Genomic DNA, 13,539 nt, shown 5'->3' with positions numbered 1-13,539 from the left:
CCATGACGCTTAAAGCCCGCGTTATCCCCTGCCTCGACGTCAAGGACGGCCGTGTCGTCAAGGGCGTCAACTTCGTCGACCTGATCGACGCCGGTGACCCCGTGGAAGCGGCCCGCGCCTATGACGCTGCCGGCGCCGACGAGCTCTGCTTCCTCGACATCACCGCGTCCTCGGACAATCGCGAGACGATCTTCGACGTCATCGCCCGTACGGCCGAACAGTGCTTCATGCCGCTGACCGTCGGCGGCGGCGTGCGCCAGGTTTCCGACATCCGCAAGCTGCTTCTGGCCGGCGCCGACAAGGTGTCAATCAACACGGCTGCGGTAAAGAACCCGGAATTCGTCGCCGAAGCCGCCGACAAGTTCGGCAACCAGTGCATCGTCGTCGCGATCGACGCCAAGAAAGTCTCGACGGATGGCGAAGCGGATCGCTGGGAGATCTTCACCCATGGCGGACGCCAGCCGACCGGCATCGACGCGATCGATTTTGCCCGTCGGGTGGTCGATCTCGGCGCCGGCGAGATCCTTTTGACCTCGATGGACCGTGACGGCACCAAGAGCGGCTACGACATCGCGCTTACCCGCGCCGTCGCCGACGCGGTCCGCGCGCCCGTTATCGCGTCGGGTGGCGTCGGCACACTCGACCACATGGTCGCCGGCATCAAGGACGGTCACGCGACCGCGGTCCTTGCCGCCTCCATCTTCCACTTCGGCACCTATAGCATTGGCGAAACCAAGCGCTATATGGCGGAGCATGGCATCGCCATGCGCCTCGACTGAGCTTCAGGATCTCCCATGGGCGACTTCACACTTTCCGACCTCGAAGCCATCGTCGCGACACGCGCGATGGCGGCGCCGGACGAATCCTGGACGGCAAAACTGGTGGCAAGCGGCCAGCCGAAGGCGGCGAAGAAACTCGGCGAGGAAGCGGTTGAAACCGTGATCGCGGCCATCAGCAACGACCGCGCAAATCTCATCGCCGAAAGCGCCGATCTCCTCTATCATCTAATGGTCGTATTGAAGATCGCCGACGTTCCGTTGCAGGATGTGCTCAACGAACTTCAGCGACGGACCAACCAATCCGGCCTGCAGGAAAAGGCAAATCGGCAGACCCCATGACGATCGCGGCGAAAGACATCGAAGCAGCCGACCTGCCCGACAACCTCCAGAAGCGGGACTACTCGCCCTATCATTTCTTCACCGCCGAGGAATGGTCGCGCTTTCGCGCCGATACGCCGATGACGCTGACGGCCGACGAGGTACAGCGGCTGCGCTCGTTGAACGACCCCGTCGATCTCGGCGAGGTCCGGCAGATCTACCTGTCGCTGTCACGCCTGCTTTCGACCCATGTGGAATCGTCGCAGATGCTCTTCGAGCAGCGCAAGCGCTTCCTCAGCATGTCCGAGACGAAGACCCCCTTCGTCATCGGCATTGCCGGATCGGTCGCCGTCGGCAAGTCGACGACGGCCCGTATCCTGGCGCAGCTTCTGGCGCGTTGGCCGTCGAGCCCGAAGGTCGACCTGGTGACAACAGACGGTTTCCTCTATCCGAACGCCGTGCTCCAGCGCGAAAACATGATGGACCGCAAGGGCTTTCCGGAGAGCTACGACGTCGGCGCGCTCCTGCGCTTCCTGTCGGCGATCAAGGCCGGCCAGCCGAACGTCAAGGCGCCCAGCTATTCGCACCTGACCTATGACGTGCTGCCCGACCAGTTCACGGTCATCGACCGGCCAGATATCCTGATCTTCGAAGGCATCAACGTTCTGCAGTCGCGCAACCTGCCGGCCGACGGCAAGATCGTGCCGATGGTCTCGGATTTCTTCGACTTCTCGATCTATATCGATGCCGAGGAGAGCCTGATCCACAGCTGGTACGTCAACCGCTTCATGCGGCTGCGCGAAACCGCGTTCAAGAACCCGGAATCCTACTTCCACCGCTACGCCACGATCAGCGAGGATGCAGCCCGGGCCACTGCCGAGGGATTGTGGCACAACATCAACCTGAAGAACCTGCACCAGAACATCCTGCCGACGCGCCCGCGCGCCGACCTGATCCTGCAAAAGGGCCCGAACCATCTGACCGAAAAGGTGGCGCTCAGGAAGCTCTAAGCTTCCGGTGCATCCTCAGGGATTGACGCGGCGGAGTGTCAGATTGACCCGCCCGCCATTCTTCAGCAGCGTCGACGTGCTCGGATAGATCCGGTCGACGCCATGGAAGGCGAGACGCCCTTCCCCACCCAGCACCACGACATCGCCGCTTTCCAGCCGGAAGGACATGGTCTGGCCGCCGCGCGAATTGCCACCCACGCGGAAGAGGCAGCTGTCACCAAGCGAGATCGAGACGACGGCGGTTTCAAGATCGCGCTCGTCGCGATCCTGGTGCAGCCCCATGCGGGCCTCTTCGGAATAGAAGTTTACCAGGCAGGCCTCGGGCGTCTTGCTGCTTGCGGAAACCGCATCCCAGATATCGAGCAGGATCTCCGGCATGACCGGCCAGGGGCGGCCGGTCACCGGATGCTGAGACTGGTAACGATAGCCGCGATCGCGATCCGTGACCCAGCCGAGCGCGCCGCAATTGGTCATGCGCACCGACATGGGTTTGCCAGTCTTCGGCATTTCCGGCACGAACAGCGGCGCTTCGGCAACGACTGACCGAATGGCCTCGACCAGTTGCTCTTGCCGGGCACGATCGAGATAACCCGGAATATGTCTGATCCCTTTCGGGAGCACCTGCATGAGAAGCAGTCCTTATTGTTCCAGGCCGAGAAGTGCCGCCGGCACACCGTAGCGAAGCGGCCAGCCGGCATAGGCCACATCCGTCGGCCCAACGACGTGATCGACCAGGTTCCAGCGGCCATTCTGGAAGCTGACGAGTGCGAACACCGTCAGACCATCCATCATGTCTGCCTCGTCGCGCAACCCGGTTTGCGAAAGCTCGATCGATCCGCCACCCGGCCGTTGCGGCTCGACCTGCATGAAGGCCCAGTTGGGTGCGGCACGCATGGTGGTGACGACGAATTCGACGGGACCGCGCATCTCGGCTTCGACCGCGGGGCGGATCGCGTCGAGGATGGCGGCACGCTCCGTACTGCCCTTGGCGGGTTCACGGAAAGGCTGCGCCAAAGAACCGCTGGCAAGCCAGAGGCTTGCCAGCGCGGCAACGACGAGAGAACGCCTGAAGGACACGCTCAGGCCGCATCCAGATCCGGAATGCGCAGAACCTGGCCGGGATAGATCTTGTCCGGATGGGTCAGCATCGGCTTGTTGGCTTCGAAGATCACCGTGTGCTTGGCGCCCTTGCCCTTGCCGTACTGCGCCTCGGCAATCTTCCAGAGGTTATCGCCCTTCTTGACCGTATAGAAGACGGGCTCCTTTGCCGGAGCAGGTGCTGCGCCGGCATCGGCGACCTTGAGTTCGGAGGCCTCGACTGCGGACACGCCGAGCGTGTTGCCGACGGCGACGACGGCCTTTTCGAAGACGCTCTGGTCCTTCACGACACCCTTCAGCACGACCTTGTCACCGGCCACTTCGACCTGCACGTCCTTGGTGCCGAGATCGTGGGATGCAAGTTCCTTCTGAACGCTTTCGGCATCCGGAGCATCGTCGTCGCCGCCGATACCAAGCTTCTTGCCGGCGTTCTTGATAAAGCTGAAAAGACCCATGAATATCTCCAATGAAAGAACGCAAGGGGCAGAACGCCTTGAGTTGGCGGCTTTCCTTGGGTTCGGTTTTGTTCTGACCGGCCTTTTTGCCGATCGGCTCAATGGTCTTCGTTCCGCTGGACAGGGCCGTCCTTCGGTTCTGAACCATTCTCCAATGCGTGACCTGATGCCTTGGCTTCGGTCACAGAGTGGCGTTCGGCTCCCGGCTTCCCATTCTCCTTGAGGAGCGCAGCCCGGCACTGCTAGGCTCGCTAGAAAGTCATCAGGACAGTCGGGATTTCATTGACGCGCCTTCCGTGATGATGCTTTCGCCGCGCGGCTCGTAAGCGCGCTGGTCGCGCAGGATCTGGAAGGCGATCGTCAAAAGCTTGCGCGCCATCGCCACACGCGCCTTGTTGGTTCCTCTGATCTTCAGGTGCTCATATTGGGCGCGAAGCTGTGGATCGCTGGCGATCGCCGGGGTGACCGCTTCGACAAAAGCCCAGCGCAGCCACTTGTTGCCCTGCTTGATGGTCTTGCCGTGATAGGTCTTGCCGCCGCTCGAATAGGTCGAGGGCACCAGCCCGGCATAGGCGGCCAGCTTCTTCGGGTTGCGGAACCGCGCTATGTCATCGATCTCCGCGTCGATCAGACGGGCGAAGAACTCGCCGATGCCGGGGATCGTCTTCAACAGCCTCACGTTGGGATTGGCCTTGGTCATCGCCCGGATCGTCGCTTCCGACTGCTTGATCCGCTCATTGATGGCGCCAATGAAAGCGAGGCCACGGTCGATCTGGATGCGGTCGATCTCAGAGACGTTGACCTGCGAAAGCTGAATGCGGCCGGCCTTACCAAACAGATCGCCGAGCGTCTTCAGTTGCGCCGTCTGCTCCGGATAGCGATCAAACACCGTGACGATGCGGTTCTTCGTCATCGTGCGCAGCCGCACGTAGAACATCCGCTCCCGCAGGGCGACACGCAGGTCCCGCGACCGCTCGCTTGGCGCCCAGGCTTCCGGCACCAGGTCGGCGCGCAGCAAATGCGCCAGCACGGTCGCATCGATCTTGTCGGTCTTGATCTTGGCGTCGGCGATCGCCTTGACCTTCAACGGGTGGGCGAGAACGACATCATCACAAATGTCGTCGAGCCAGTCGTAGATCACCATCCAGTTGCGCGTCGCCTCGACAACCGCATGGCTGTTTTCGCGGTACCGCTCGAGAAAGCTGCCGAGCGACTGGCGATCGTTCTTCACCCGGCCGGATCTGAGCGTCTTGCCGCCTGAATCTTGCACCACCAGATGGCTGTAGGATTTGTGGTAGTCGACCCCGATATGGTAATCATAGGACGCAGTCATGCTTCCAACTCCCGTGTTGAGATCTCCAAAACCCCAACAGGATAAGCCGAAAGGCTGGAAGCGTGGCTGTCCCTCAATCATCACCTGCATCTCAGTGATCCGTTCTCTCAGCGGACGCGGTCTCTTTCATGCCACCTCCTTTTGCGAAAACACTGCTCGATAAGAGAGGGCGCTGCCCGCCAAAAGGCAAGGGAGCCGCAAAAAGAATCAATCGCCTCCAGGCCGGCCCCTGAGCTTCTTGATCTCCCCGCGACCCGACTTCTCCTTGAGACGCCGCTCGACGGAACCGCGCGTCGGCTTGGTCTTCTTGCGCGGCGGCGGCGGGGGTTCGGCAGCCTTCAGGATCAACTCCTTCAGCCGCTCGCGCGCATCCTCGCGGTTGCGCTCCTGGCTGCGAAAGCGGCTCGCCTCGATCATCAGCACGCCCTCTTTCGAGGCGCGCTTGCCGGCGATCTTCAGGGCGTTGGCCTTGATGCGATCGGAAAGCGCCGGAGACGCCTGGACGTTGAAGAACAGCTGAACGGCGGTCGACACCTTGTTGACGTTCTGCCCGCCCGGGCCACCGGCCAGCACGAATTGCTCCGTCAGCTCCCAGCCGGCAAGGACGATATTGTCGTTTATGTAGAGCGGGTCGCTGGCCATGGTTCACCTCGGCCCGATCTATGGCACAGAGCGAACCCGTTGAAAACACTGCGGCGCCGCGCGTCTCATCAGAGGCGCAAAGGTCGCCGTAGCACTCTGGCTCGCCTTAGATCGAAGAGGATTTAAAGGGACATAGAGCAGACGCGAAAGCGAAAAACCCGGCCACAAGGACCGGGTTTCACGTGAATCATAGCCGACAATGTTTATTCGGCGGCGATCTTCGTACCGGGAGCCGCGTCGCGAACGCTGCCGTCCACATGGCTCTCGAACTTGGCGAAGTTCGTGATGAACATGTCGACCAGGCGGCGGGCCTGTGCGTCATAGGCTGCACCATCGGCCCAGGTCGAGCGTGGGTCGAGGATGCCGTCGTCGACGCCCGGGACCGAGACCGGAACGGCAAAGCCGAAGTTGGCATCGGTGCGCAGTTCCGCAGCGTTCAGCGAGCCGTCAAGCGCGGCCGCGAGCAGAGCGCGCGTTACCTTGATCGGCATGCGGCTGCCGGTGCCGTAGGCGCCGCCGGTCCAGCCCGTGTTCACCAGCCAGCAGGTGACACCGTTCTTGGCGATCAGGTCCTTCAGCAGGTTGCCGTATTCCGACGGGTGACGCGGCATGAACGGTGCGCCGAAGCAGGTCGAGAAGGTGGCTTCCGGCTCGGTAACGCCCTTTTCCGTGCCGGCGACCTTGGCGGTGTAGCCGGAAAGGAAGTGGTACATCGCCTGTTCCGGCGTCAGCTTGGCAATAGGCGGCATCACGCCGAACGCATCGGCGGTCAGCATGATGATGGTGCGCGGCTGCGGTGCGGTGCCGGTGGCGCTGGCATTCGGGATGAAGTCGAGCGGATAGGCGCAACGGGTGTTTTCCGTCAGCGAACCGTCGTCGAAATCAGGAACGCGGCGCTCGTCAAGCACGACGTTTTCCATGACGGTGCCGAAGCGGCGGGTCGTGGCGTAGATTTCCGGCTCGGCGGCTTCCGACAGGCGGATCGCCTTGGCGTAGCAGCCGCCTTCGAAGTTGAAGACGCCCTGCTCGCCCCAGCCGTGCTCGTCGTCGCCGATCAGCGTGCGGGTCGGGTCGGCCGAAAGCGTCGTCTTGCCGGTGCCGGAGAGGCCGAAGAAGATCGCGGTGTCGCCGGCCGGGCCAACGTTTGCCGAGCAGTGCATCGGCATGACGCCCTTCTTCGGCAGCAGGTAGTTGAGAACGGTGAAGACCGACTTCTTCATTTCGCCGGCATAGGACGTGCCGCCGATCAGGATCAGGCCGTTGGTGAAGTCGCAGGCGATGACCGTCTCGGTGCGGCAGCCGTAGCGCTCCGGATCTGCTTTGAAGCTCGGCAGATCGATGATCGTCAGCTTCGGCAGGAAGGAGCCGAGCGCTTCGCGGGCTGGGCGAATCAGCAGATTGCGGATGAACAGCGAATGCCAGGCGTACTCGGTAACGACGCGCGTCGGCAGGGCGTTGTCGGCATCGGCGCCGCCAACCAGGTCCTGCACGTAGAGCGACATGCCTTTGGCGTGCTCAAGCATATCCTTGCGCAGCAGGGCAAAATGCTCCGGAGACATCGGCTTGTTGTTGTCCCACCAGATCTGGTCGTCGGTGTTCGCATCGCGAACGACGAACTTGTCCTTCGGCGAGCGACCGGTGTGCTGGCCGGTACGGGCGACGAGCGCACCGTGTGCCGTCAGCTCAGCCTCGCCGCGGCGAAGAGCTTCCTCATAAAGCTCTGCGGCTTCGAGGTTGTACCGAACCGTTTCCAGGTCGATAAAGCCGAGTTTTTCCAAGCCGTTCGCGAGATTGCGAGTGCCGAGTTGCTCCATGGTCAAGCTTCCTTCGTGTTTGGCCATTGGCGTTGAATTTCGCCGGACCTTACTTGCATGCTCGCTCAAAAACAAGGCGACGTCAAAAAAAGAATAATGATTTCAGTATATTAATCGATTTAAAGAAAATTATCGTTTTTTTAATCGGTTGAAATCGACCTCCCGAACACCGATCTGACAGGACCTATCCTATCGTCACGACAGGTGCTTTTTGGGCTTCGCCACAATTTGTTCCACCTTTATACTCACTAACGCACCCGTGACTCGCGAATGCCGGAGTTTTCGGGGACGGGACCGGCGCCTCAAAAGACGGAGTTGAACACGATGCAGACCATCGCGCTTGTCGATGATGACCGGAATATTCTGACGTCCGTATCCATCGCCCTGGAGGCAGAAGGCTACAAAGTCGAGACCTATACCGACGGCGCTTCCGCGCTCGAAGGCTTGCTCGCCCGGCCGCCGCAGCTTGCGATCTTCGACATCAAGATGCCGCGTATGGACGGCATGGAACTGCTGCGCCGCCTGAGGCAGAAGTCGGACCTGCCAGTGATCTTCCTCACCTCCAAGGATGAAGAGATCGACGAACTCTTCGGCCTGAAGATGGGCGCCGACGACTTCATCACCAAGCCGTTTTCGCAACGCCTTCTGGTCGAACGCGTCAAGGCGATCCTGCGCCGCGCCGCCAACCGCGAAGCCGCGGCCGCCAATCCGAACAATACCGTCAAGGCAACCGACGCGCCGTCGCGCTCGCTCGAGCGTGGGCAGTTGGTGATGGATCAGGAGCGCCACACCTGTACCTGGAAGAGTGAGCCGGTGACCCTGACGGTGACGGAATTCCTCATTCTCCATTCGCTGGCGCAGCGCCCGGGCGTGGTGAAGAGCCGCGACGCACTGATGGACGCTGCCTATGACGAACAGGTCTATGTCGACGACCGCACCATCGACAGCCACATCAAGCGGCTGCGCAAGAAGTTCAAGATGGTCGACAACGACTTCGACATGATCGAGACGCTTTACGGTGTCGGCTATCGTTTCCGGGAGAGTGCCTGAGCCTCGGGGCTTGCCATCGAGCCCAGAGTGGCGCATTTGAAGCGGCGCGATGGTGATGGCCTCATCTGAGGCTCGACACGATCTCCGCCGTCTTCGGATCAAAACCATGGAAGGCGGCGCAACCGGCCGGCAGCGCCGCCGCTATCGAACGATTATGAAGGACAGTCCGCGCGGGAGCGGGACATTTGGTAGAAGTCTTGCACGGCGACATTGAAGACACTGACGGGCGTGCCCAGGCACTGAAGGGCCAGCGCCGCTGGGCGCATCCCTTCACGCTCATTCGTCGTCTCTTCGGCAATGCCGTCTTCTCGAGCCTCACCCGCCGTATCGTCTTCTTCAACCTGGTGGCGCTCGTCGTTCTGGTCGGCGGCATCATGTACCTCAACCAGTTCCGCGAGGGGCTGATCGACGCGCGCGTCGAAAGCCTTTTGACCCAGGGCGAAATCATCGCCGGCGCGATCTCCGCTTCCGCCTCGGTCGATACCAATTCGATCACCATCGATCCCGAAAAGCTGCTGGAACTGCAGGCCGGCCAGAGCATCACGCCGCTGCCGAGCGACGAGGATCTCGACTTCCCGATCATCCAGGAGCGTGTCGCGCCGGTTCTGCGCCGGCTGATCTCGCCGACGCGCACCCGCGCCCGCCTGTTCGACGCGGACGCCGACCTGCTGCTCGATTCGCGCCATCTCTATAGCGGCGGCCAGGTGCTGCGCTTCGACCTGCCGCCGATCGAGCCGGAGGCGACGGGCATCGGCGAAAAGCTCAACAGCTGGCTGAACAAGCTTTTGCAGCCGGGCAACCTGCCGCTCTATAAAGAACCGCCGGGTGGCAACGGCTCGATCTACCCTGAGGTGACCAATGCGCTGACGGGCGTGCGCGGCTATGTCGAGCGCGTTACCGAGAAGGGCGAGCTCATCGTTTCCGTGGCGGTGCCCGTCCAGCGCTTCCGCGCCGTTCTCGGCGTGCTCCTGCTTTCGACCCAGGCCGGCGACATCGACAAGATCGTCCAGGCCGAGCGCCTCGCCATCATCCGCGTCTTCGGCGTCGCGGCGCTCGTCAACATCATCCTGTCGCTGCTTCTGTCGTCGACGATCGCCAATCCGCTGCGCAGGCTTGCGGCAGCAGCGGTGCGCGTGCGCCGCGGCGGCGCCAAGGAGCGCGAGGAAATTCCCGACTTCTCCTCGCGCCAGGACGAGATCGGCAACCTCTCGGTCGCGCTGCGTGAGATGACGACCGCGCTCTATGACCGGATCGCCGCGATCGAAAACTTTGCCGCCGACGTCAGCCACGAGCTGAAAAACCCCCTCACCTCACTGCGTAGCGCCGTCGAGACGCTGCCTTTGGCGCGGACCGACGAATCGAAGAAGCGGCTGATGGACGTCATCCAGCATGACGTCCGCCGTCTCGACCGCCTGATCAGCGATATCTCGGACGCCTCGCGTCTCGACGCGGAACTTGCCCGCAGCGACGCCAAGACGATCGATCTCGAAAAACTCCTCGGCGACCTCGTCGATATCTCGCGACAGGTCCGCAGCAAGAAGAAGGCGGTGCTGCTCGATTTCGTCATCGACCGCAAGGACAGCCCCAAGGCGCGCTTTGCCGTCAGCGGCTACGACCTGCGCATCGGCCAGATCATTACCAACCTGATCGAAAACGCCCGTTCCTTCGTTCCCGAGGACGGCGGGCGGATCGTCGTGCGCCTCACCCGCTCGCGCTCGCGCTGCCTCGTCTATGTCGAGGACAACGGCCCGGGCATCCAGGCCGAAGACATCGACCGCATTTTCGAGCGCTTCTATACCGACCGGCCGGAAGGCGAGGATTTTGGACAGAACTCCGGCCTCGGGCTGTCGATCTCCAGGCAGATCGCCGAAGCCCATGGCGGCACGCTCAAGGCCGAGAACATCGCCGGACCGGATGGCCATATCACCGGCGCGCGCTTCGTCCTGTCCCTGCCCGCCGAGCCGCACGCGTGACAACGGCCCGCGCCAATGTCCACGGCACCGCAATCGTGCTCGGGACACGCGGCTTCCTGCTTACCGGCCCGTCCGGCAGCGGCAAATCCAGACTGGCGCTCGCCTGCATCACGGCCGCCCGGCAGGCCGGACATTTCGCGGCGCTCGTCGCCGACGACCGCGTGGATCTTGCGCTCGAACACGGCCGGATCGTGGCGCGCTGCCCGCCCTCCATTCACGGCCTCATCGAAATCCGCGGCGCCGGCATCGGCACGATCGAAACCGTGCCTGCCGCCGTCATGGACTGGGCCATTCTGCCCGTCGCCGCCCCATTCGACCCGCGGCTACCGCCCGAAGACGAGACATTCCCCCTGCCACTCGGGCGCGTATTGCCGATTGTTCGCGTTCCCGTTGAAGAAGGCGCCCAGGTTCTCAATATTTTGCAGGCGCTCATCGCTGAAAAAATAGGTTTCTAGCCCGATTTACCGTCAGCGCGACCGGAATTTCGGCATTTTTGGCTTGCACTTCCCCTTTTCCTTGCCAAGATGCCCTCCCCAACAGGTGGACGAAATTGCTGCATTGCGATATCTGGCCATCAGTGAATTGCGTGTGCAGTTGGAGCGAAGATACCCATGATCGGACTTGTGCTTGTCACCCATGGCAAGCTGGCTGAGGAATTTCGACATGCGCTTGAGCATGTTGTCGGTCCGCAAAAAGCTATAGAGACCGTCTGCATCGGCCCCGAGGACGACATGGACCAGCGTCGGCAGGATATCCTCGACGCGGTCACCAATGTCGACGAAGGCAACGGCGTCATCATTCTCACCGACATGTTCGGCGGGACCCCCTCCAACCTCGCCATCTCGGTGATGCGCAGCGGCACCGTCGAAGTGATCGCCGGCGTCAACCTGCCGATGCTGATCAAGCTTGCCGGCGTGCGCGGCGAGAGCGACATGGACAAGGCACTTGTCGAGGCCTCCGAGGCCGGGCGGAAATACATCAACGTCGCCAGCCGCGTCCTGAGTGGAAAGTAATGGATCACCGCCCCGACATGTCGCTGACGCGCGAACTGCTGATCATCAACAAGCGGGGCCTGCATGCGCGGGCGTCAGCAAAGTTCGTGCAGACGGTCGAGGCCTATGACGCCGAGATCACCGTTTCGAAGGACGGCATGACCGTTGGCGGAACCTCGATCATGGGGCTGATGATGCTGGCCGCCAGCACCGGCTGCAGCGTTTGCGTGACCGCCAGCGGCGCGCAGGCCGAACAAGCCCTGAACGCGCTCGACGCTCTGGTCGCCGACAAGTTCGGCGAAGAAATCTGACGGCAATATAAAGATATAAAGACTTCTTTATATCGAGGTTGCTCTCCACCCTGAATCCTGATAGATCGGTCGCACTCTCACCGCGTCGTATAGGCGTGGGAGGCATAATCGCGCCGCGGAGATGGCCAAGGCCGCGCGGCTTGAAGAGATCAGCCCGGAGAACTCCATGACCACCACTCAGGACTACATCGTCGCCGACATCGGACTTGCCGATTTCGGGCGCAAGGAAATTGCGATCGCCGAAACGGAAATGCCGGGCCTGATGGCCTGCCGCGAAGAGTTCGGCGCTTCGAAGCCGCTGAAGGGCGCGCGCATCACCGGCTCGCTGCACATGACCATCCAGACCGCCGTCCTCATCGAGACGCTGGTCGCGCTCGGCGCCGACGTACGCTGGGCTTCGTGCAACATCTTCTCGACCCAGGACCACGCCGCAGCCGCGATCGCCGCCAGCGGCGTTCCGGTCTTCGCCGTCAAGGGTGAGACGCTCGAAGAATACTGGACCTACACGGACAAGATCTTCCAGTGGGCCGACGGTGGCGTCTCGAACATGATCCTCGACGATGGTGGCGACGCCACCATGTACATCCTGCTCGGCGCCCGCGCCGAAGCCGGCGAGGACGTGCTCTCCAACCCGGGCTCCGAGGAAGAAGAAATCCTCGTCGCGCAGATCAAGAAGCGGCTTGCCGCTTCGCCGGGCTGGTTCACCAAGCAGCGCGACGCCATCAAGGGCGTGACCGAGGAAACCACCACCGGCGTCAACCGCCTCTACCAGCTCCAGGCCAAGGGCCTGCTGCCCTTCCCGGCGATCAACGTCAACGACAGCGTCACCAAGTCGAAGTTCGACAACAAGTACGGCTGCAAGGAATCGCTGGTCGACGGCATCCGCCGCGGCACCGACGTGATGATGGCCGGCAAGGTCGCCGTCGTCTGCGGTTACGGCGACGTCGGCAAGGGTTCGGCCGCCTCGCTTTCCGGCGCCGGCGCCCGCGTCAAGGTCACTGAAATCGACCCGATCTGCGCGCTCCAGGCCGCCATGGACGGCTTCGAAGTCGTCCAGCTCGAAGACGTCGTCTCCTCGGCCGACATCTTCATCACGACGACCGGCAACAAGGACGTCATCCGCATGGACCACATGCGCGAGATGAAGGACATGGCGATCGTCGGCAACATCGGCCACTTCGACAACGAGATCCAGGTCTCGGCTCTGCGTAACCTGAAGTGGACGAACATCAAGCCGCAGGTCGACATGATCGAGTTCCCGAAGGGCAATCGCATGATCCTGCTTTCGGAAGGTCGCCTGCTCAACCTCGGCAACGCCACCGGTCACCCGTCCTTCGTGATGTCGGCCTCGTTCTCCAACCAGGTCCTGGCCCAGATCGAGCTCTTCACCAAGGGTGAGAAGTACAAGAACGAAGTCTACGTCCTGCCCAAGGCGCTCGACGAGAAGGTCGCTCGGCTGCACCTCAAGAAGCTCGGCGCCAAGCTTTCGGAACTTTCCGAAGAGCAGGCCGACTACATCGGCGTGAAGACGCAGGGTCCGTTCAAGGCTGAGCACTACCGGTACTAATCCTTACCCGGGCAATCCACAACATCTTGTGGCCGCGTTCTTGACAAGAGAGCGCGGCCGCTTTTTTGGGCCTCTCCCTTCCCGACGATTCGACTAGGAAGTATGCTCTAACCCATTGATTCGTGATGCCGGTGCGGACCTTGGGCATCGCGGATGGGATGTCTTGTCGAATTAGCGGCAAACAGACGGAGACAGAC

At 62.0% G+C, this 13,539-nt stretch carries 15 protein-coding genes; 9 read left to right on the top strand and 6 right to left on the bottom strand.

Going from position 1 to position 13,539, the window contains the following annotated elements; genetic code table 11:
- Nucleotides 1-2: 2 nt before the first annotated feature.
- The 3 genes from hisF to coaA are packed head-to-tail and all read left to right on the top strand — an operon-like array spanning nt 3 to nt 2,107.
- Complete coding sequence (hisF, locus tag FA04_RS18010; protein ID WP_034802161.1) at nt 3-779, top strand: imidazole glycerol phosphate synthase subunit HisF; 777 nt, start codon at nt 3-5, stop codon at nt 777-779.
- A 15-nt stretch (nt 780-794) separates the two neighbouring features.
- The gene (locus FA04_RS18005; RefSeq protein ID WP_034802164.1) at nt 795-1,118 is read left to right on the top strand and encodes a phosphoribosyl-ATP diphosphatase; all 324 of its coding nucleotides are present in this window, start codon (nt 795-797) and stop codon (nt 1,116-1,118) included.
- Nucleotides 1,115-2,107, top strand: a complete 993-nt coding sequence (gene coaA / locus FA04_RS18000; RefSeq protein ID WP_034802166.1) for a type I pantothenate kinase — start codon at nt 1,115-1,117, stop codon at nt 2,105-2,107. The genes FA04_RS18005 and coaA overlap by 4 nt, the downstream gene beginning before the upstream one ends.
- A 15-nt stretch (nt 2,108-2,122) precedes the next feature.
- On the opposite strand, the gene FA04_RS17995 is transcribed toward coaA, so the two are convergent.
- The 6 genes from FA04_RS17995 to FA04_RS17970 all read right to left on the bottom strand — a co-directional run bounded on the left by FA04_RS17995 (nt 2,123) and on the right by FA04_RS17970 (nt 7,449).
- Nucleotides 2,123-2,734 (bottom strand): alpha-ketoglutarate-dependent dioxygenase AlkB, encoded by a 612-nt coding sequence (locus FA04_RS17995; protein WP_034802169.1) that lies wholly within the window; start codon nt 2,732-2,734, stop codon nt 2,123-2,125.
- Between the two features lie 12 nt (nt 2,735-2,746).
- Nucleotides 2,747-3,184 carry a hypothetical protein gene (locus FA04_RS17990; protein ID WP_034802172.1) on the bottom strand — a complete coding sequence of 146 codons (438 nt, stop codon included), beginning with the start codon at nt 3,182-3,184 and terminating at the stop codon, nt 2,747-2,749.
- A gap of 2 nt (nt 3,185-3,186) precedes the next feature.
- Nucleotides 3,187-3,660 carry a peptidoglycan-binding protein LysM gene (gene lysM / locus FA04_RS17985; RefSeq protein ID WP_034802175.1) on the bottom strand — a complete coding sequence of 158 codons (474 nt, stop codon included), beginning with the start codon at nt 3,658-3,660 and terminating at the stop codon, nt 3,187-3,189.
- Between the two features lie 262 nt (nt 3,661-3,922).
- The gene (locus FA04_RS17980) at nt 3,923-4,993 is read right to left on the bottom strand and encodes an IS110 family RNA-guided transposase (protein ID WP_034805419.1); all 1,071 of its coding nucleotides are present in this window, start codon (nt 4,991-4,993) and stop codon (nt 3,923-3,925) included.
- Nucleotides 4,994-5,200: 207 nt separating this feature from the next.
- Complete coding sequence (gene arfB / locus FA04_RS17975; protein ID WP_034801693.1) at nt 5,201-5,635, bottom strand: alternative ribosome rescue aminoacyl-tRNA hydrolase ArfB; 435 nt, start codon at nt 5,633-5,635, stop codon at nt 5,201-5,203.
- Between the two features lie 203 nt (nt 5,636-5,838).
- Nucleotides 5,839-7,449 (bottom strand): phosphoenolpyruvate carboxykinase, encoded by a 1,611-nt coding sequence (locus FA04_RS17970; RefSeq protein ID WP_034801700.1) that lies wholly within the window; start codon nt 7,447-7,449, stop codon nt 5,839-5,841.
- Between the two features lie 324 nt (nt 7,450-7,773).
- On the opposite strand from FA04_RS17970, the gene chvI reads away from it, so the two are divergent.
- From chvI to ahcY, 6 genes are all read left to right on the top strand, one after another.
- Nucleotides 7,774-8,499 carry a two-component system response regulator ChvI gene (gene chvI / locus FA04_RS17965; protein WP_034801691.1) on the top strand — a complete coding sequence of 242 codons (726 nt, stop codon included), beginning with the start codon at nt 7,774-7,776 and terminating at the stop codon, nt 8,497-8,499.
- Nucleotides 8,500-8,738: 239 nt separating this feature from the next.
- Nucleotides 8,739-10,472 carry a sensor histidine kinase gene (locus tag FA04_RS17960; protein WP_218685636.1) on the top strand — a complete coding sequence of 578 codons (1,734 nt, stop codon included), beginning with the start codon at nt 8,739-8,741 and terminating at the stop codon, nt 10,470-10,472.
- Nucleotides 10,469-10,927, top strand: a complete 459-nt coding sequence (locus tag FA04_RS17955; RefSeq protein WP_034801686.1) for an HPr kinase/phosphorylase — start codon at nt 10,469-10,471, stop codon at nt 10,925-10,927. Before FA04_RS17960 ends, FA04_RS17955 begins: the two co-directional genes overlap by 4 nt.
- Nucleotides 10,928-11,083: 156 nt before the next feature.
- Nucleotides 11,084-11,485, top strand: a complete 402-nt coding sequence (locus FA04_RS17950; RefSeq protein WP_034801684.1) for a PTS sugar transporter subunit IIA — start codon at nt 11,084-11,086, stop codon at nt 11,483-11,485.
- Nucleotides 11,485-11,775 (top strand): HPr family phosphocarrier protein, encoded by a 291-nt coding sequence (locus FA04_RS17945; RefSeq protein WP_034801682.1) that lies wholly within the window; start codon nt 11,485-11,487, stop codon nt 11,773-11,775. Before FA04_RS17950 ends, FA04_RS17945 begins: the two co-directional genes overlap by 1 nt.
- A 166-nt stretch (nt 11,776-11,941) precedes the next feature.
- On the top strand, nt 11,942-13,342 hold the full coding sequence (gene ahcY, locus FA04_RS17940) for an adenosylhomocysteinase (protein ID WP_034801698.1): 1,401 nt from the start codon (nt 11,942-11,944) through the stop codon (nt 13,340-13,342).
- The last annotated feature ends 197 nt before the right edge of the window (nt 13,343-13,539 follow it).

Origin of the sequence: Ensifer adhaerens (assembly GCF_000697965.2) — a bacterium.
GTDB lineage: Bacteria > Pseudomonadota > Alphaproteobacteria > Rhizobiales > Rhizobiaceae > Ensifer > Ensifer adhaerens.
The sequence above is the reverse complement of the archived record's forward strand: the minus strand, read 5'-3'. Positions and strand labels throughout refer to the sequence as shown.

Excerpts from the sequence above, each read along its gene's own strand:
- FA04_RS17970 (WP_034801700.1), bottom strand. The coding sequence starts at position 7,449 with ATGGAGCAACTCGGCACTCGCAATCTCGCGAACGGCTTGGAAAAACTC.
- FA04_RS17945 (WP_034801682.1), top strand. The coding sequence starts at position 11,485 with ATGGATCACCGCCCCGACATGTCGCTGACGCGCGAACTGCTGATCATC.
- FA04_RS17995 (WP_034802169.1), bottom strand. The coding sequence starts at position 2,734 with ATGCAGGTGCTCCCGAAAGGGATCAGACATATTCCGGGTTATCTCGAT.
- ahcY (WP_034801698.1), top strand. The coding sequence starts at position 11,942 with ATGACCACCACTCAGGACTACATCGTCGCCGACATCGGACTTGCCGAT.
- lysM (WP_034802175.1), bottom strand. The coding sequence starts at position 3,660 with ATGGGTCTTTTCAGCTTTATCAAGAACGCCGGCAAGAAGCTTGGTATC.
- chvI (WP_034801691.1), top strand. The coding sequence starts at position 7,774 with ATGCAGACCATCGCGCTTGTCGATGATGACCGGAATATTCTGACGTCC.
- FA04_RS17950 (WP_034801684.1), top strand. The coding sequence starts at position 11,084 with ATGATCGGACTTGTGCTTGTCACCCATGGCAAGCTGGCTGAGGAATTT.
- FA04_RS18005 (WP_034802164.1), top strand. The coding sequence starts at position 795 with ATGGGCGACTTCACACTTTCCGACCTCGAAGCCATCGTCGCGACACGC.
- arfB (WP_034801693.1), bottom strand. The coding sequence starts at position 5,635 with ATGGCCAGCGACCCGCTCTACATAAACGACAATATCGTCCTTGCCGGC.
- FA04_RS17980 (WP_034805419.1), bottom strand. The coding sequence starts at position 4,993 with ATGACTGCGTCCTATGATTACCATATCGGGGTCGACTACCACAAATCC.
- hisF (WP_034802161.1), top strand. The coding sequence starts at position 3 with ATGACGCTTAAAGCCCGCGTTATCCCCTGCCTCGACGTCAAGGACGGC.
- coaA (WP_034802166.1), top strand. The coding sequence starts at position 1,115 with ATGACGATCGCGGCGAAAGACATCGAAGCAGCCGACCTGCCCGACAAC.